Here is a 16,740-nt window from a genome sequence, read left to right as displayed (position 1 = left end):
AGAGTGAGCGCGTGAACGATACATTATCGAAAAGGAATGCCAGCGTCGCCGTCGTCCGCGACCCGGCGGATTCGCTCGCTTCGCGGGAGCCGGCGGCATGGGCCGCGCGCCAGCTGATTGATGCGCTGGAGCGCAGATTCCTCCAAGTATCCGCTGTAGGGTCGATCGGAGAGGCGCCCGCCGGTGCCGATGCGTGCATCGTAATTGCCGGTCCGGAGTCGGAGCCGGCACGGCTGCTCCTGGAGCGGATGGCCGCCGGCGTACCCGCGGGCCCGGAAGCGTTCTGCCTTGCAGCGGAGGCGGGAGACGACTATACGCTGGCTGTTGCCGCCGGGGCGGACATTCGGGGACTCGTCTACGCCGTGCTTGAATTGGTGGACCGCGTGGAACATGCGGAAGATCCGCTGGCGGAGCTGCGCGGCATCGGCCGGATCGCCGAGCGGCCGGCCACGCCGGTACGCGGCATCAACCGGATTTTCGCCAGCGAAGCGGAGGATAAACCTTGGTTTTACGACAAGGTGTTCTGGGACCGGTATTTGACGGAGCTGGCCGCGCAGCGCTTCAACCGCTTTCATCTCGCGTTCGGGATGGGTTACGATTACGGGCACGATCCGGACGTGCGCGACAATTATTTCTGTTTTGCCTATCCGTTTCTGTTCGACGTGCCCGGCTATGAAGTCAAAGTCGCGGAGCTCCCTGAGGCGGAGCAGAAGCGCAATCTGGAAATGCTGACGTACATTTCGGAGGCGGCGCGGAGCAGGGGGCTGCATTTTCAGCTCGGCCTTTGGAATCATGCGTATGTATATACCGACAGTCCGAACATGAACTATACGATCGAAGGAATTTCGCCGGACAATCACGCTTCGTACTGCCGGGATGCGATCCGGCTGCTGCTCGAAGCGTGCCCGGCGATCGACGGGATCACCTTCCGGGTGCATTATGAAGGCGGCATCCCGGAGCCGACGCACGCATTCTGGAAAGTGGCGCTGGAAGGAGTGGCGCTCGCCGGGAGGCAGGTGGAGATCGACCTGCATCCGAAGGGCGTCGACGACGAGCTGCTGCGCCTGGCGCGGGATACGGGCATGCCCGTCACACTGTCCCCGAAATATTGGGCCGAGCACATGGGGCTCCCGTACCATCAGGCGGAGATCCGGGAGCGGGAGAAGCCCGATTTGACCAGTCCGCGCAAAGGGCTTATGGCGATCACGGCTACAAGCCGGAGGTTCACCCGCTACGGCTACGCCGATTATTTGAAGGAGAACCGCGAATACGGCGTCCTTCACCGCGTCTGGCCCGGCACGCAGCGGGTGCTGCTGTGGGGCGACCCGGCGATCGCCGCGGGCTTCGGCAGGCTCGGCACGTTCTGCGGTAGCGCGGGCGTCGAGTTTTGCGAGCCGCTCTCGTTCAAAGCGCGCAAAGGAAGCGGGTCTTCCGGAGGCCGGGACCCGTATGCGGATGAAGCGCTGAAGCTGAACGGGCAGGAATGGGAGAAATACCGGTACACGTACCGGCTCTGGGGCCGGCTGCTGTATAACCCGGACGCCGATCCGGAATCGTGGAAACGGTACTTGCGAAGTGAATTCGGCGCAGCCGCCGCGAGCTGCGAGGCGGCGCTGTCGAATGCGAGCCGTATCCTCCCGCTGGTCACGTCCGCGCACGGTCTGTCCGGCGCCAACAACATTTATTGGCCGGAAATGTATTTCAACCACCCGATCGTGCTGAGGGACGAAGCGACGCCGTACAAGGATACGGCGCCGCCGGGAACGTTCGGCTCCGTGAGCCCGTTCGACCCGGCGCTGTTTTACCGGATCGACGAGTTTGCGGCCGATCTTCTGAACGGGAAGCGATGCGGCAAATATTCCCCGCTGACCGTGGCGGGCTGGCTGGAGGGCTTTGCGGCCGAAGCCGAGCGGCAGCTTGCGGACGCCGCCAGCCTGGCCGCCGATGCGCGCGGACCCGTATACCGCAGATGGACCGTCGATATCGCAGCGCTGGCGGGTATTGGCAGGTTCTTCGCCGGCAAGCTGCGGGCGGGGCTGGCTTATAAGCTTTATGAGCAGACGGACGATCCGGGCATGCTGGAGCAGGCGCTCGGCTTCTATCGCGCAGCCAGAACGGGCTGGAAACGGGTCGTTGAAGTGACGAAGGACGTCTATCGCGATGACATTACGTTCGGTTACGTTCCCTATATGCGGGGAAGCTGGGCGGGTCGGCTGCAAGCGCTCGAAGCGGATGTCGAGGCGATGGCGGCCGAGTACGACCGCGTCCGCGGCAGCGAGACACCGGCGGCAACTAAGGCGCCGGTCGCCGCTTCGCTCCTTCTTGCGGACGATCGGCCGCATCCGGCCTTCCGGCATTACTCGCCGGCCGTCTTTCGCCCGGGGGAAACCGTTGCGCTGACGGCGGCACTGACGGGAGAGGGAAGGGCGGACCGGATTCGGCTCCACTACCGGAGAGCCAATCAGGAAGAGCATTTCCGGGTCGCGGAGATGACGCGCGTCGAAGACCAATTCACCGCCGAAATTCCGGGCGAATACACGGATTCCCCATACCCGCTCGTATACTTCTTCGAGCTGTTCGACGGTTCCTCGGGCCATGCCTGGATCATGCCGCGCTTCGCCGAGCAGCTGTCCAACCAGCCGTACTACGTGCTGCGGCAGGACCATTCGGCAAAGTAAACGGATACTACGATACGCCGGTTTGGCGGTTTCACTCTCGGGAAATCGATACCGCTAGAGCTGGAAAAGAAGCATAAGGGCCTTGCCGTCCATAGAATGGAGCCGCAGCAGCAGGCAGTTGTATAAAGACGGACTGCTCCTGCGGCTCATTTTTGCATTTGAGAGGCTTTTTAGCCATAATGGGGTTGACGACATCGGATATGGCATTTCGCAAATTGTCTTTATGGATCAACTTCCGCCGCACATAAAGCAAGTCCTTATAAGACTTGCCATAATCCCCGGAGCTGGTTTCGATTACTGTTCGTATCGGAACTTATTACTTGAAATAAGTATAATCAAGCAGTATATTTTAGACAAAATAAGTTTTAAAATAATGAGGTTCCGTTTACGAGATTTAATTCGTAGCTTTTATGCGATAAAGCGGGCGTAACTAACTGCGAAAGGAGAAGCTGCCATGGGTAGAAAACAATCCTATACGGAATCGGAACTACTGGATATAACAAAAAGGTTAGTGCTTGAGTATGGATATGACGGGTTTCATCTCAAGCTGCTTTCGCAACATTTACCTGGTGCCCGAAGTACCATTTATCAGTATTATGCGAATAAAGAAGAAATTGTCGCTGCCTGTATGAAGCGCGTGATCACGGGAATTATCGAGAAGGCTTCGGCAATCGATGAGACCAACCCGATGCAAGCCCTGCAGGAGTTGCTTGATATCTATGTTGAAGAATCCAAGTTGCATCAGCTGTTAGGCGATTCTCATAAAATCAATTCAAAAAATTCGGCTTCTGCTGGTCGGGATCTTGATTTTGTTGAGCAAGCCCATACGACTCTAAAAGTTCAGCTCATGCGTCTCTTCCAAAGAGCGCAGCAGGAGAAAAAACTCAGAGAAGACATCCCGCTCCCCGTTCTGATCGGTGGTTTTTCAAACCTCATTAACACCCCTAACATGTTAAATGTCCCTACTCCCGAATGGAGCAAGCTATTGTTTCAAATGTGGATGGGAGGAGCGCAAAGGTAGAATTCCTTTCATTTTAATTTGACACTAGTGTCATTTATGTTGTTTAATAGGTATGGAGAAAATGATTTCATTTCTTTTATCAAAAGTGACACTTGTGTCAAATTAAAAGACGGGGAGAGAAGAGCATGTTTTTAGCTGTGAGGGAATTAATGCATAGCAAGATGAAATTTTTGATGATCGTCGTTATATTTGTCCTGGTTGCATGGTTAGTATTCATCCTGTCGGGTTTGGGTAACGGATTATCGACGCTTGCGGCGTCAGCCTTCCAGAATATGAAAGCCAAATATGTCATCTTTGAACAAGGGTCGCAGTCGACCATGGGAAAGTCCCTGTTGTCTGAGCAATTGGTAGCGGAAGCAGAGAAATTGCCGAATGTATCGGCCGCATCCCCTATGGGAAGCACGATGGCTACGGCCTTGAAAGGGAATAGCTCAAGAAATGAAGATAAGGTCGATATCGCGGTCTTAGGCATTCTCCCCGGCAGCTTCCTGGAGCCGGCCGTAATCGAAGGCGAAGGACTATCTTCGGAAAATCCAACAGGTGTTATTGTAAACAAGACCATGAAGGATGACGGTTTTAAACTCGGTGATACTTTTCAATTGGACGGATCGACGCAAGCATTGACAATTGTCGGATTCGTCGACAACCAGACTTACAACCACCTCTCAGCTGTATTCGTTCCGATGTCCGAATGGAGGAAGATTGCTTTCGCCGCACCGGGATCGGATAAGGGTATTGCGAGTCCGGTTAACGCGATCATGCTGCAGGGCAAGCATATCAATCCTGCAGTTATTAGCAGTAAGCTCGCCAATATAGATACCGTGACACGCGGAGCAGCGATTCAAGGCATGCCGGGGTACAAGGAAGAGAACGGCTCCATTATGATGATGCTGGCCTTTTTGCTCGCGATTTCCGCATTCGTGCTTGGTGTGTTTTTCTATGTCATTACGATGCAGAAAACAAACCAATTCGGAATTATGAAGGCAATCGGTGCAAGAAACAGTTTTTTGAGCAAAGCCATTGTTTCACAAGTCGTTGTCCTGACGTTAACGAGTATTGTTGTTGGCGTGTTACTCACATACGGGACGGCCGCAATCATGCCGAAAGGGATGCCGTTCAAGCTGGAGACCAGCCTCGTCATCCAGTATTCGATCATCCTTCTTGTCATAGCAGTGCTCAGTTCATTGGTCTCGGTTCGTACAATAACTAAAATTGATCCGCTGAAGGCGCTCGGGAGGGTTGAATAATGTCAACAGGTTTGCAAATCAGCAATGTCACGAAGTATTATGCCGAGGGAAGTAACCGGATTTCCGCGCTTGAACAAGTATCCATCTCGGTGGAGCTTGGGGAGTTTGTTGCTGTCGTCGGACCCTCCGGGTCGGGCAAGAGCACTTTTTTATCGATTGCGGGAGCACTGCTCAAAGCCTCTGAAGGAGAAGTCAACTTGAATGGACATCTACTCTCCAAGCTTTCCGATAAAGAACTTTCAAATATCAGATTAAAGGAAATCGGTTTTATTATGCAATCGTCTAACCTGGTTCCCTATTTGAACGTCCTTGATCAATTGCTCTTAGTCAAGAGGATGTCGGGAAAGGTTAAAACCATGGATAAAGCATTGGCCATCAAGCTTCTGGAGGAATTAGGACTCGGATCGAAGCTGAAGAGCTTCCCGGAGGAACTGTCAGGGGGAGAGAAGCAGCGTACGGCCATCGCGCGAGCTTTAATAAACAATCCCAATATTATCCTGGCAGATGAGCCTACGGCCAGCTTGGATACCAAGCGAGCGCATGAAGTGGTCAGTCTGATCGCACATGAGGTAAAGTCGCGTCAGAAAGCAGCAATTATGGTCACGCACGATGAGCGGATGCTGGAATATTGCGATAAAGTATATCGGATGGAAGATGGCCGATTGTCGCTGGCTGAATCGACATGATGTGCTTGCTTTTGCTGGACGATTGAATGGACTTAACTGAAAAGTAATAGATTCACTAACAGTATTAAGCAAACGGGTTCGTTTGTTCGATGAGCAGAATGCAACTGCTGCATTAATTTATAAAAATGAACCTTCCATAACCGGAAGGTTCTTTCATCTTCACCCATTATAGGATGTGGATGCCCTGTAAAATGATTCTCCGGTTAACGCCGATCCTAATATGCAATGATATGCAATTGAAAGTATAGAATGGCACAAACAAAGCTCAAATTGAATTTCGTTCATTGACAATCCAATGTAAAGGAGGTATATTTGCTATCAAAAGATCGTAATTATTACATATAAGGCTTAGGTCGACGCGATTGAAATCGTCACGGCGCCTTGTTCTAAAATCGTAATAATTACTCATGAAGCAATGGGAGGGAGCGACAATTGAAGCGGGATGTCGAAGAAATCGTCAGCGCGATGTTGGGCACATAAATCGTAATAATTACATTTTAAGGAGAGGTTAATGTTGAATAAAATATCGTCCTTGAAGCTGCGCGCCGCCGCGGCTCTAACCTGCACCCTTCTATTGACGGCTTCGATGCTCGGCGCATGCGGCTCTGGCGGAAATATAGGCGGCTCGAACGGCGCCGGAGGCGGAAGCGGCAATGAAGGCGCCCCGGCCGCAAGCGGAACGGACACATCGCCGCCGGCCGCAGCCCCGGCTTCGGCCAAAATCAAAATCGTCGCCGCCGAAAACTTTTACGGCGAAGCGGCGGAGGCGGTCGGAGGCGATCGGGTGGATGTAACCTCGCTGCTGACGAGTCCGGATGCGGACCCGCACGATTACGAGCCGACGCCCGAGGCATCGAAGGCGGTTCACGACGCGCAGGTCGTCATTTATAACGGCATCGGTTACGATGCATGGATGAAGAAGCTGATCGACGCCTCGGGCGACGCGGCGAGCAAGACGGTGATCGCCGTCGGCAGCGACGTGATGGGGCGGAAGGAAGGCGACAACGAGCATGTCTGGTACAACCCCGATACGATGCCGAAATACGCGCAGGCGCTGGCCGGCCGGCTCGGTCAGCTCGATCCGGACCACAAAGCCGATTTCATGAAGCGGGCGGATGAATATATCGCGTCGCTGCGGCCGATGACCGATCTTGCGAAGCAGCTCAGGCAAAACGCTCCGTTACCGGTCGCCGTCTCCGAGCCGGTCTTCGATTATATGGCGGAAGCGTTAAATTTCAGCGTTACCGACATGCGGTTCGAATTGGCGGCGGAGGAAGAGACCGATCCCGCTCCCGCCGACGTGGCGCGGCTTCAGGACGACATCAAGGCCAAGAAGATCAAGCTGTTCGTGAACAACATTCAAGCGTCCAGCGCGACGGTGAAGAACATTGTAGAGCTGTGCAAAACGAACGGAATTCCGATTATCGAGGTGACGGAAACGATGCCAAGCGGCAAAACGTACGTGCAGTGGATGACAGTCCAATTAAATCAAATTAAGGCAGCCTTATCATGACGGCGCCGGCTCTCGATGTTCGGGGGCTGTCCGTGGATCTGGACGGGCGGCGCATCCTCAGCCGGGTATCCTTTCAGCTTCGCCGAGGCGAGTTTATGGGGATTCTGGGACCGAACGGCGCCGGGAAAACGACGCTGTTCCGCGCGCTGCTCGGCCAGCTCCGGTTGTCGGAGGGAACCGTTCAGTTCTCCGCCGCTGCCGGAGCGGGCGAAGCCGGGCGGGGAGACGGGCTGGAGGCAGGCCCGATCCGGATCGGATACGTCCCGCAGGCCCGGCAAATCGACCCGGAGCTGCCGCTGCAGGTGAAGGATTTCGTCAGCCTCGGACTGCCGCATCCGCTGCGCTTTTGGCTGTCGCGCGCGGATAAAGCCGCGGTTCATGAGGCGATGGAGATGACGGGCTGCCTGCATCTCGCCGCGAAGCCGATCGGCCGGCTTTCCGGGGGCGAGCGCCAGCGTGCATACCTGTCGCAGGCGCTCGTCCGCAAGCCGCAGCTGCTGATGCTCGACGAACCGACGTCGAACCTCGACCCCGGCGCGCAGGAGCAGGCGGCCGAGCTTGTCAGCTTGATTTGCCGGTCGCGGAAGATCGGCATCCTGTTCATCAGTCACGACGTTAATTTGATCGCGCGCTACGCCGACCAGCTGCTATATCTGACGCCGGGCCGGTTCGCCGTCGGCACAGTGGACGAAGTGATGCAAGCGTCCGTTCTTCAGCAGCTGTACGGACCGGGGTTCAGTCTTGTTCGGCTTGACGGCAAGCTGTACGTGACGGCAACCGCGCATGATGCCGGAAACGCCGCGATTTGCAGCCACCTGCCGGCCGAACTCAATTCAACCTTATGAAAAGGAGGCTGTCGCCATGCTTCGATACGATTTCATGCAGCACGCCTTCATCGCCGGTACGCTCGTCGCGGTCATGTGCAGCGTGATCGGGGTGTTCGTGATCGCCCGCCACTTATCGTTTATCGCGCACGCGTTCTCGCATATCGGCTTTTCCGGCGCGGCCTTCGCGGTATACGCCGGCTGGAATCCGCTCGGAGGCCTGCTTCTGTTCTCGATTGCCAGCGCGTTTGCGACCGGCGGCCTCGGCGTGAAGGTCTTTCGGCGCGACGTGACGATCAGCATCGTTCTGAGCCTTTTTCTCGGTCTAGGCCTGCTGTTCATCTCGCTCTCCGCGAAGCAGTCGACGGCGATGTATGCGCTGCTGTTCGGCAGCGTCGTCGGCATCAGCATGCGGAACGTCTGGGAAATGGCGCTCCTGTCGCTTGCCGTGCTGCTGGCGCTGCTGATTCTGTATAAGCCGCTCAAATTCGACTCGTTCGATCCGGTCGGCGCGCAGGCGGCCAGGCTGCCGGTGCGGCTGATCTCGGTCGCGTTTCTGGTGCTGCTGGCCGCTGCGACGTCGGAGGCGATTCAGATCGTCGGCTCGCTTCTCGTCTTTACGCTGATGACGGCACCGGCCGCCGCCGCGCGTTACGTCACCAATTCCGTTTTCCGGATGATTCTCGTTTCCGCCTGCCTGGGCGCGGCGGGCATTTGGGGCGGACTTGTGCTGAGCTACTATACGAACGCGCCGGTTACGTTCTTCATCGCGGCGCTGGAATGCCTGTTTTATTTTGCCGCCCTCGGCATAGGCGTCCTCCGCGCCCGCAGAAAGCCGCGTGCCCCGGAGCAGATAGGCGAGGCGGCGATGCCCGCCCCGATGAATCAGCCCGCTCTGATCCGGCAGAACGAAGCGCGCTGATTCAATAGAAGCATTTTGATTCCAGCAGAACGAATTACTCCGAATCAAAAACGGAAGCGCTTTGGTTTTTGCATAAACGAAGCGCTCCGACTCGATATAAAGGAAGGGTTAACGTAATGAAATCGAAGCCAATTCCGGTCACCGTCCTGAGCGGTTATCTCGGCTCGGGCAAGACGACCGTTCTGAATCATGTCCTAAACAATCGAATGGGTCTAAAAGCTGCCGTCATCGTCAACGATTTGAGCGAGGTCAACATCGATGCCGCTCTGATCAAGGAGGGAGGCGGTCTGTCGCGAACAAACGAGAAGCTGGTGGAAATGTCGAACGGCTGCATCTGCTGTACGCTGCGGGATGACTTGCTCCGCGAAGTAGAGCGGCTTGCGCTGGAGAACCGATTCGACTATATCCTGATCGAGTCGACCGGCGTCGGCGAGCCTGTCCCGGTCGCGCAGACGTTTACCTATGTCGACGAGGAACAAGGGATCGACCTGTCGCGCTGCTGCCGGCTTGACTGCATGGTGACGGTCGTGGACGCCTACCGGTTCTGGCACGACTATTCATCCGGCGAAACGCTGCTGGACCGCAGACAGGCTGTCAGCGAGGAGGATACGCGTGAGGTCGTGGATCTTCTGATCGATCAGATCGAATTTTGCGATGTGCTGCTGCTGAACAAATGCGATCTGGTGGAGGAAAGCGAGCTGGCGGTGCTGGAGGGCGTACTGCGCAGGCTGCAGCCGGGCGCGAAGCTGATCCGGACCGAACGGGGGCGGGTCGAGCCGTCCGAAATCCTGAACACGGGGCTGTTCGATTTCGAGAAGGCGAGCCGCTCGGCCGGCTGGCTGCGCGAGCTCGAGAAGCCGGCCCATACGCCGGAAACCGAGGAATACGGCATCGCTTCGTTCGTTTACGAGCGGGCGAGACCGTTCCATCCGCAGCGGCTGATGCAGTGGATGGAGGCTTGGCCGGCCGAAATCGTCAGAGCCAAGGGGATCGTGTGGCTGGCGACCCGCGGCGCATACGGACAGAGCCTGAGCCAGGCCGGCCCGTCCGTTCAGTTCGGCCCGACCGGCTATTGGATCGCCGCGCTGCCGGAGGAGGAGCGGCAGGCGGCGTTAGAAGAAGATCCGGAGCTAGCCGCGGCTTGGCATCCCGAATACGGAGACCGGATCAACAAAGTGGTCTTCATCGGCATCGGTATGGACGTGCTGCGGATTGCCGCCGAATTGGACGCTTGTCTGTTGACGGAGGAAGAAATGAAGATGGACTGGAGTGTGTTTCCCGACGAATTTCCGAATTTGGCGGCCGAAGTAATGCAAGGTTAACGATGTCAACCTGGATTTTTGAAGGCACGGAGCATCATATTCAAATCTGCGACGGTGCGAACTGCATGCGGGTCAAGGCGTGAATGTTATCAGGCCGCGACTAAACGCCGTGGCGCCGATTCGCTCATCCATACGACACGCACTTGCTGCTCCAGCTATACTCGCTGCTCGCGATGAGGTCGGATGCCATATTCGGCGGTTTCGACGAAACGGCTTTCGGCAGCGAGAATTCTCCCCGAATGATCATCACCGGAAACAGTTAAAGGGGGCGCCAAGCAGCGCCCCTTTCTTCATGATGGGGCCGAGTAAGCAGCACGCCCGTTTAAACAGCCTCGTCAAAAAGCTTCGCACATCCTATTCCTAACTCCAATATTCCGCCGAAAAACAGCGCCGCCGCGAGACGGTCTTCTTTTTTCAAACACTCGGCGCTAGAAGCAAAGCGGCGACGGCCCCGTCCCTCATCACGCCGAAGCGGGAATGGCGAACGCATGGGGTTCTCCTCCTCGTAATGGGATATAGGCGGTCCGCCGATCTCAGCGGATGGGCAGATCGTCCACCGACAATGTAAGGGGGGGAATGTGACGCAGATGTGACAACGTCGTCTTTTTCTGCTTAAATAGGGAACATGGAACGAAGAGGCATGCGGAAAGGAGGCAGGCAACATCTTTGAAACGGGTGCTAATCGTCGAGGATGAAGCCCGCATCCGGCATACGCCGCGGAGCGGCCGGATCCGGATTAGGATGCAGGAGACGGACGAGATGCATGTCGAGGTTTCCGTTTGGAACGAGGGACCGCCGATTTTCGAAGCGCTGAAGGAAAGGATCTGGGCGCCGTTCTATAAAGCGGACCATACCAGGGCCGAGCCGGATGCGCTGTCGGAAGCGGGCTTTGAGCAGGGTTCGGGACTCGGCCTGTCGATTGTCAGGCAAATCCTGCTGCTGCACGGCAGCGATTTCGGTGTCGAAAACGATGACAACGGCGTGCGATTTTATTTTCTCTTGAAGAGGGAGGAAGATGAGCGGCATGACGGAGAAGTGTGGAAAGCAAACGGCACCGGAACCGGGGAAATCCCCGGATATCCCCGTATTTAACGACGTCACCGAGCATAACCGCAGCGTGATGGGGATCCCGGATAAAAAAGCGGATTTGCGCAGCATGCCGAAGCCCGTCCGCTGGTTCGGGTATTTTTTCTACTTCGCTTTTGCGGTCATGACGATCGTGCTCGTTGTATCCTACGTGCTGTACCATTCTTGACCGCCTGCGGGCCGCGTTTCATGAAAGGGGCTGGGACGCGTATGAGCGCATGGTTTAACAGGTATTACGATACGCTGATGAAACCGCTGGAAAATGGATCCTTTCGCTCCATTCGGACACATCTCTTGGAGCGTGCGAGCGGAAGGGTGCTGGAGATCGGTTCGGGCACCGGCATCAATTTCCCGTACTACCGGTTCGCGGAATCGGTTAGCGCCATCGAACCGGATGAGGGGATGCTGCAGGCCTCCCTGGTGCGGGCGCAGCGGTCGGCCGTTCCGATCGAGGTGCGGCAGGGGAGCGCCGAGCGGCTTCCTTTCCCGACGGATGCCTTCGATACCGTCGTCGGCACGCTCGTGTTTTGCACCATTCCGGACCCGGCAACCGCGCTCTCGGAAATCCGCAGGGTGTGCAAGCCAGGCGGTGGCATGCTCTTATTCGAGCATGTGAAGCTGCAGCATCCGGTATGGGGACGCATGCAGGAGTGGCTGACTCCGGGCTGGAGCCGGCTGTGCGGCGGCTGCCGGCTCAACCGGGATACGCTCGCAGCGGTCAGGCTGGCAGGATTTCGAATCGCGCGCATCGAATGGAAGATGAAGGGACTTTTTATAATTGTCGAGGCGGTAAACGACAAATAATAGGATCCCGTTCAGGCCGATTTCTCGGGAGAGGGGCAATCGCAAGATGGAAAAAACCGTTTTTGGCATCATCGGCAGAGGCTGGCGGGCCGACTTTTATTTGCGGATCGCCAAGGCGCTGCCGGATCGCTTCGCCGTCGGCGCTATGCTTGTCCGCGACGAGGAGCAGGGCAGGAGGCTGGAAGCGGAGTGGGGGGTCCGGACGTACCGCAATATGGACGATTTTGCCGCCGCAAGCGGGGATATCCGATTTGCCGTCGTGTCCGTTCCATGGGCGGCCGCCCCGGATTGCACGCTGCAGCTGGCGCAGCGGGGGATACCGGTGCTGTCGGAAACGCCGCCTGCTCCCGACCTGCCGGGCATGGTACGTTTGTACGAAGAGGTGCGGCGGTTAGGCGGCAGGGTTCAGGTAGCCGAGCAGTATTTGTACCAGCCGATGCACGCGGCCCGCATTGCGTTCGCGAAATCGGGCAAGCTGGGAGCGGTCTCGCAGGTGCAGGTATCGGCCGCGCACGGTTACCACGGCATCAGCCTGATCCGGCAGCTGCTTGGCGCCGGGTTCGAGAACGCCGTCATCCGCGGGCAGCGGTTCGTGTCGCCGCTTGTTGCCGGCCCGGACCGCAGCGGCCCGCCGCAGTCGGAGCGGATCGCCGATTCGGCGCAGGACATCGTTACGCTCCGGTTCGGCGATAAGCTGGCGCTGTTTGATTTTACAGGCGATCAATATTTCTCGTGGGTCCGCAGAAACCGGGTCCTCGTCCGCGGGCATAAAGGCGAACTGACGGATGAGACGTTCCGGTATTTGCGCGACTACCGCACGCCCGTATACGGCGAATTTCGCCGAAGCGATACTGGGCATAACGGCAACCTGGAAGGCTTTTACCACCGCGGCATCTCGGCCGACGGGGAATGGGTATACGAAAATCCGTTCGTGCCGGCCCGTTTGTCGGACGACGAAATCGCCATCGCGACAAGCCTTGCGAATATGTCGGCTTACGCGCAGGGCGGCCCTTCCTTCTACAGCCTGGAGGATGCGATGCAGGACCATTATTTGTCGATCATGATGCAGGCGGCCGTCCAATCGGGCGAAGAGCTGACGACGGAAACGCAGCCGTGGGCGCGATAACGGGAAATGCGGCGCCAGTCAAATGAGTAAGCTCAATAGATCATACTGCATTGGCGGCACTTGTGTTTATCAAAGACAAGGTGCCGCTTGTTTTTGTTCCATGGAGAATCGCTGCCGGGAACCGGCAGTCTACAGTTTCTTATAATCCCGCCGCATAATATTTTTTACGTAGCTGGGCCATCTGGAGTTGGCGGGGCAATATTTGCGGGCGACCTTCTCGATGGTCGTGTAGCCCTTATTGACGTAATTTTTGGCGATGAGCTGCCCGAATTTGCGGACGCTGTCTCCTTTGGTGCGGAAGCTGAGCGCTTTGACGTATTCGCTTCCGGAGACGGCGTTCAGCCCGAACAGATTGTTTTTCTTCTTCGCGAGCCTGCTTTTGCCGTTGCCGCTTTCAAGCTTCATCACGGCGATCGTGAACAGCGCGTTAATGCCGAATTCCCGCTCCGTATCGAGAACGGCTTTCTCCAGTCCGTGGCCGGAGAGCGCGGTACCTTTGAAAAAAGCGGCGATCTGTTCCTCGGTCAGCCCCGATTTGGATTTGATAAGCGATGTCGGCTTGGTGGGCGGACCGGATTCGGCATGAGCGGCCGTCTTCGTTTGCACAGCCGGCCGCGGGATTGGATCAGTCTTTTCCTTAGCGGCCAGGGCCAGCGTCTGCAGAGCCGGCTTTTCCGCAGCAGCAAGCGCCTGCACCGCCGCTTCGCCGACCGGTTTCGTGTAATCGCGGTTGACGTAGCCTTCGCCGTCAAGACGCAGCCAGCCGTCCTTGGTCGCGCCCACCGCGATAAGCCTCGTTCCCCGGGAGACGGTTTTTAATATTTTCGACCCGACATACGGATTGGCCCGAATGTTCAGGTAATAGGCGGTCGTTTCATAAACGGCGGGCTTAACGGATGCCGCTGCCGTCTTTACTTCCGATGCAGGCTTTGCCGGAGCCGGTTTCACCGGGACGGTCGTTTTCGCGGCTGCGGCTTTGTACGCTTGCTTATGTAAATTGAATACGGCAGGTTTGATGTCCAGAAGCGGTGTAATCGCTGCGCCGGCAGGCAAACTTACGGCCGTTTCGGCATCGGCTTGGGCGGGCTTCGGGCTTGCGAATCTCGGTTCAATGATCAGAAGCAGGGTTACGCATAGTATCACAGAAAACGAGAAACGTCGGATCTGACTACGCATTTTTACCACCTCTTGTCATTTTTTCGGGCTTTGGCGCCGAAGGACGCGAGCCGCTTTCATCGTTCCAATTTCCCCCAAAACAAAATAAGCCTCGCAGAGCTCGGTTTCTCTGGAGTATATGTACAGGTTCGCGGCGACTTGCCAATTTTTTTTCCGGCCCTCCGCGCTCCGGTTATTGTACAGGCCATTTTTTCCATGTATGCTTAGGCTGAATGCGTTTTCATAGAAGGAGGGAAAAATTTGATTTCATTCGGATGGTGTACGGGCATCGAACATGCGCCTATGTACAAGGAGCTTGGCTTCGACTACGTGGAATGTCCAGTCGTATCGCTCGATCTCGACAGCGTGCAGGAGCCTCGGGAGAAGCTGCAGGCGTATCGAAACAGCCCGCTCCCTGCAAAGGCGTTCAACGTCTTTTTCCCGGGCGGGATCAAGGTCGTCGGCCCCGAGACGGAGCCGGATCGGATCCGGCGTTACATTCACCGGACCGCGTCGGCGCTCGAGTCGATCGGAGCGAAAATCGCCGTGCTCGGCAGCGGCCGTTCGCGTCATGTTCCGGACGGCTGGGAGCGAAGCCGTGCAGAGGAGCAGTTCGTGCAGCTGCTGGAATGGATCGGCGGCCAGTTCGCCGGCACCGGCATCACGCTGGCCATCGAACCGCTGAACCGGAAGGAATCCAATATCGTGAACAGCGTCGCCGAGGCGGTCATGTTCGCGCAGCGGGTCAATCATCCATCCGTCCGGGTTTTGGCCGATTTTTACCATATGGACGAAGAGGACGAGCCGCTGCAGACGCTGATCGACCATAAGGACTGGCTGGCGCATATCCATCTGGCCGACACGGGCCGGCTTTCGCCGGGGACGGGGAGCTATCCGTACGAGCAATTCGCGGCGGCGCTCAAAGCGGCAGGCTACAGCGGCATGATTTCCGCCGAATGTACGGTGCACGATCCTGCGTCGGAGCTGCCCGCAAGCCTGGCCTTTATGAAACGAATATTCGGGGAGGAATCGAAATGAAAATCGCCGCTCAGCTTTATACGCTGCGGGAGTTTCTGAAAACGCCGGAGGATATCGCGAAGTCGCTGAGAAAGGTGAAGGAAATCGGGTACAATGCCGTGCAGGTTTCCGGTGTCGGTCCGATCGATCCGGCGGCTCTGAAAGAGTTTGCCGACCGGGAGCAGCTGGAGATTTGCGCGACGCATATCGGATATCAGGAGCTGTGGAACAATCCCGATGCGGTCATTGCGCAGCATAAGCTGTGGAACTGCCGGTATGTCGGGCTCGGCTCGATGCCGGGCGAATATCGCGGCAGCAAGGAAGGCTTTCTCCGGTTCGCCAAGGAGGCGTCCGACGTGGGACGCAAGCTGAAGGAAGCCGGGCTGACGTTTATTTATCACAATCACAGCTTCGAATTCGCCAAATTTGACGGACAATCGGGCATGGAGCTGCTGCTTCAGGAGACCGATCCGTCAGCGGTCGATTTCGAGCTCGATGTGTTCTGGGTGCAGGCCGGAGGCGGCGACCCGTCGGCATGGATCGACAAAGTAAAAGGCCGGATGAAGGTCGTCCATTTGAAGGACATGGTCGTCACGGCCGAAGGCCAGCGGTTTGCCGAAGTCGGGGAAGGGAACATGAATTTCCGCCGGATTTTGGACGCCTGCGAAGCGATCGGCGTGGAATGGGCGGCCGTCGAGCAGGACAACTGCTACGGGCGCGACCCGTTCGAAGCATTGGCCGTCAGCGCGCGCAATCTGAAGGCGATGGGCGCCGAGTTTTAATGCGGACTAAACGGCTCCTGACGGATGGCGGCTGGTAATGACCCCGATACAGGCCGTTCTTCGGGGATGATACTTGTATCGGAGGCTCCGGGCATAGCGGGTACCGGAGCTTGAATGGGAAAGCGGCGCCATACCGGCGCCGCTTCCTTTTATTTTCTGAAATATTCGGCGCGTTTCATAAAAATAACGTCGACCTTTTCCACGATTTTGCCGTCTTCCTCCGATTTCGTGCGTGCCTCGATCCATTCCGGGTCGTCCCTGAACGTTTCCCACTGGCGGTCGCGCGCTTCCATCGATTCGTATTCCATGACGTAATACAGCTTAGGCTTGTCCTCCATGCTTTCCCAGAAATCGACAACTTTCATCCCGAGCCGGTTAAAAATGGACAGTGTATGGTTTTTGAACCGGTCGTTGATCGCCTCCCATCTACCCGGAAGTATATGGTAAATGCGCAGCTCGTAGATCATGGTCCAATCATCTCCTCTTTCAGCATAGTTGTAGTGTAACGGATTCGCATGCCGCGGAAAAGGGGTGATCTTATGACTACTAACTATAGT

At 56.8% G+C, this 16,740-nt stretch carries 16 protein-coding genes; 13 read left to right on the top strand and 3 right to left on the bottom strand.

The window, feature by feature from the left end; genetic code table 11:
* Positions 1–11 precede the first annotated feature (11 nt).
* The 8 genes from PD282_RS14200 (at position 12) to PD282_RS14165 (ending at position 10,213) form a co-directional block, all read left to right on the top strand.
* A complete protein-coding gene (locus PD282_RS14200) occupies positions 12–2,678 on the top strand; it encodes a hypothetical protein (RefSeq protein ID WP_274651325.1) in 2,667 nt (888 codons plus the stop codon).
* Positions 2,679–3,132: 454 nt separating this feature from the next.
* Positions 3,133–3,699, top strand: a complete 567-nt coding sequence (locus PD282_RS14195) for a TetR/AcrR family transcriptional regulator (RefSeq protein WP_274651324.1) — start codon at positions 3,133–3,135, stop codon at positions 3,697–3,699.
* Positions 3,700–3,824: 125 nt separating this feature from the next.
* Entirely contained in the window at positions 3,825–4,946 is a 1,122-nt protein-coding gene (locus PD282_RS14190) for an ABC transporter permease (protein ID WP_274651323.1), read from the top strand.
* Positions 4,946–5,632, top strand: a complete 687-nt coding sequence (locus PD282_RS14185) for an ABC transporter ATP-binding protein (RefSeq protein WP_274651322.1) — start codon at positions 4,946–4,948, stop codon at positions 5,630–5,632. Before PD282_RS14190 ends, PD282_RS14185 begins: the two co-directional genes overlap by 1 nt.
* Before the next feature lie 514 nt (positions 5,633–6,146).
* The gene (locus tag PD282_RS14180) at positions 6,147–7,145 is read left to right on the top strand and encodes a metal ABC transporter solute-binding protein, Zn/Mn family (RefSeq protein ID WP_274651321.1); all 999 of its coding nucleotides are present in this window, start codon (positions 6,147–6,149) and stop codon (positions 7,143–7,145) included.
* On the top strand, positions 7,142–7,990 hold the full coding sequence (locus tag PD282_RS14175) for a metal ABC transporter ATP-binding protein (RefSeq protein ID WP_274651320.1): 849 nt from the start codon (positions 7,142–7,144) through the stop codon (positions 7,988–7,990). Before PD282_RS14180 ends, PD282_RS14175 begins: the two co-directional genes overlap by 4 nt.
* A 16-nt stretch (positions 7,991–8,006) precedes the next feature.
* A complete protein-coding gene (locus PD282_RS14170) occupies positions 8,007–8,891 on the top strand; it encodes a metal ABC transporter permease (RefSeq protein WP_274651319.1) in 885 nt (294 codons plus the stop codon).
* 116 nt (positions 8,892–9,007) lie between these two features.
* Complete coding sequence (locus PD282_RS14165; RefSeq protein WP_274651318.1) at positions 9,008–10,213, top strand: GTP-binding protein; 1,206 nt, start codon at positions 9,008–9,010, stop codon at positions 10,211–10,213.
* Positions 10,214–10,535: 322 nt separating this feature from the next.
* Here PD282_RS14165 and PD282_RS14160 read toward each other — a convergent pair whose 3' ends face one another.
* Complete coding sequence (locus PD282_RS14160; protein WP_274651317.1) at positions 10,536–10,703, bottom strand: hypothetical protein; 168 nt, start codon at positions 10,701–10,703, stop codon at positions 10,536–10,538.
* Positions 10,704–10,888: 185 nt separating this feature from the next.
* Between PD282_RS14160 and PD282_RS14155 the strand changes: the two genes are divergently transcribed.
* From PD282_RS14155 to PD282_RS14145, 3 genes are all read left to right on the top strand, one after another.
* Entirely contained in the window at positions 10,889–11,305 is a 417-nt protein-coding gene (locus PD282_RS14155; RefSeq protein WP_274655223.1) for a sensor histidine kinase, read from the top strand.
* A 204-nt stretch (positions 11,306–11,509) separates the two neighbouring features.
* A complete protein-coding gene (locus tag PD282_RS14150) occupies positions 11,510–12,103 on the top strand; it encodes a class I SAM-dependent methyltransferase (RefSeq protein WP_274651316.1) in 594 nt (197 codons plus the stop codon).
* 46 nt (positions 12,104–12,149) lie between these two features.
* Positions 12,150–13,229, top strand: coding sequence for a Gfo/Idh/MocA family protein (locus PD282_RS14145; RefSeq protein ID WP_274651315.1), 1,080 nt, complete (start codon positions 12,150–12,152; stop codon positions 13,227–13,229).
* Between the two features lie 129 nt (positions 13,230–13,358).
* Here PD282_RS14145 and PD282_RS14140 read toward each other — a convergent pair whose 3' ends face one another.
* Positions 13,359–14,405, bottom strand: coding sequence for a glucosaminidase domain-containing protein (locus PD282_RS14140; protein WP_274651314.1), 1,047 nt, complete (start codon positions 14,403–14,405; stop codon positions 13,359–13,361).
* Between the two features lie 240 nt (positions 14,406–14,645).
* Here PD282_RS14140 and PD282_RS14135 point away from each other — a divergent pair, with 240 nt between their 5' ends.
* On the top strand, positions 14,646–15,422 hold the full coding sequence (locus PD282_RS14135) for a sugar phosphate isomerase/epimerase family protein (RefSeq protein WP_274651313.1): 777 nt from the start codon (positions 14,646–14,648) through the stop codon (positions 15,420–15,422).
* The gene (locus PD282_RS14130) at positions 15,419–16,183 is read left to right on the top strand and encodes a sugar phosphate isomerase/epimerase family protein (RefSeq protein WP_274651312.1); all 765 of its coding nucleotides are present in this window, start codon (positions 15,419–15,421) and stop codon (positions 16,181–16,183) included. Before PD282_RS14135 ends, PD282_RS14130 begins: the two co-directional genes overlap by 4 nt.
* A 149-nt stretch (positions 16,184–16,332) precedes the next feature.
* Here PD282_RS14130 and PD282_RS14125 read toward each other — a convergent pair whose 3' ends face one another.
* Positions 16,333–16,650: an NIPSNAP family protein gene (locus PD282_RS14125; RefSeq protein ID WP_274651311.1), complete on the bottom strand. Its 318-nt coding sequence runs from the start codon at positions 16,648–16,650 to the stop codon at positions 16,333–16,335.
* Positions 16,651–16,740: the final 90 nt, after the last annotated feature.

Source organism: Paenibacillus humicola, from assembly GCF_028826105.1.
In the GTDB taxonomy this organism is placed as follows: domain Bacteria; phylum Bacillota; class Bacilli; order Paenibacillales; family Paenibacillaceae; genus Paenibacillus_Z; species Paenibacillus_Z humicola.
This window is presented reverse-complemented; position numbering and strand designations above follow the sequence as displayed.

Excerpts from the sequence above, each read along its gene's own strand:
- PD282_RS14170 (WP_274651319.1), top strand. The coding sequence starts at position 8,007 with ATGCTTCGATACGATTTCATGCAGCACGCCTTCATCGCCGGTACGCTC.
- PD282_RS14160 (WP_274651317.1), bottom strand. The coding sequence starts at position 10,703 with ATGCGTTCGCCATTCCCGCTTCGGCGTGATGAGGGACGGGGCCGTCGC.
- PD282_RS14125 (WP_274651311.1), bottom strand. The coding sequence starts at position 16,650 with ATGATCTACGAGCTGCGCATTTACCATATACTTCCGGGTAGATGGGAG.
- PD282_RS14165 (WP_274651318.1), top strand. The coding sequence starts at position 9,008 with ATGAAATCGAAGCCAATTCCGGTCACCGTCCTGAGCGGTTATCTCGGC.
- PD282_RS14175 (WP_274651320.1), top strand. The coding sequence starts at position 7,142 with ATGACGGCGCCGGCTCTCGATGTTCGGGGGCTGTCCGTGGATCTGGAC.
- PD282_RS14145 (WP_274651315.1), top strand. The coding sequence starts at position 12,150 with ATGGAAAAAACCGTTTTTGGCATCATCGGCAGAGGCTGGCGGGCCGAC.
- PD282_RS14130 (WP_274651312.1), top strand. The coding sequence starts at position 15,419 with ATGAAAATCGCCGCTCAGCTTTATACGCTGCGGGAGTTTCTGAAAACG.
- PD282_RS14185 (WP_274651322.1), top strand. The coding sequence starts at position 4,946 with ATGTCAACAGGTTTGCAAATCAGCAATGTCACGAAGTATTATGCCGAG.
- PD282_RS14150 (WP_274651316.1), top strand. The coding sequence starts at position 11,510 with ATGAGCGCATGGTTTAACAGGTATTACGATACGCTGATGAAACCGCTG.
- PD282_RS14195 (WP_274651324.1), top strand. The coding sequence starts at position 3,133 with ATGGGTAGAAAACAATCCTATACGGAATCGGAACTACTGGATATAACA.
- PD282_RS14190 (WP_274651323.1), top strand. The coding sequence starts at position 3,825 with ATGTTTTTAGCTGTGAGGGAATTAATGCATAGCAAGATGAAATTTTTG.
- PD282_RS14140 (WP_274651314.1), bottom strand. The coding sequence starts at position 14,405 with ATGCGTAGTCAGATCCGACGTTTCTCGTTTTCTGTGATACTATGCGTA.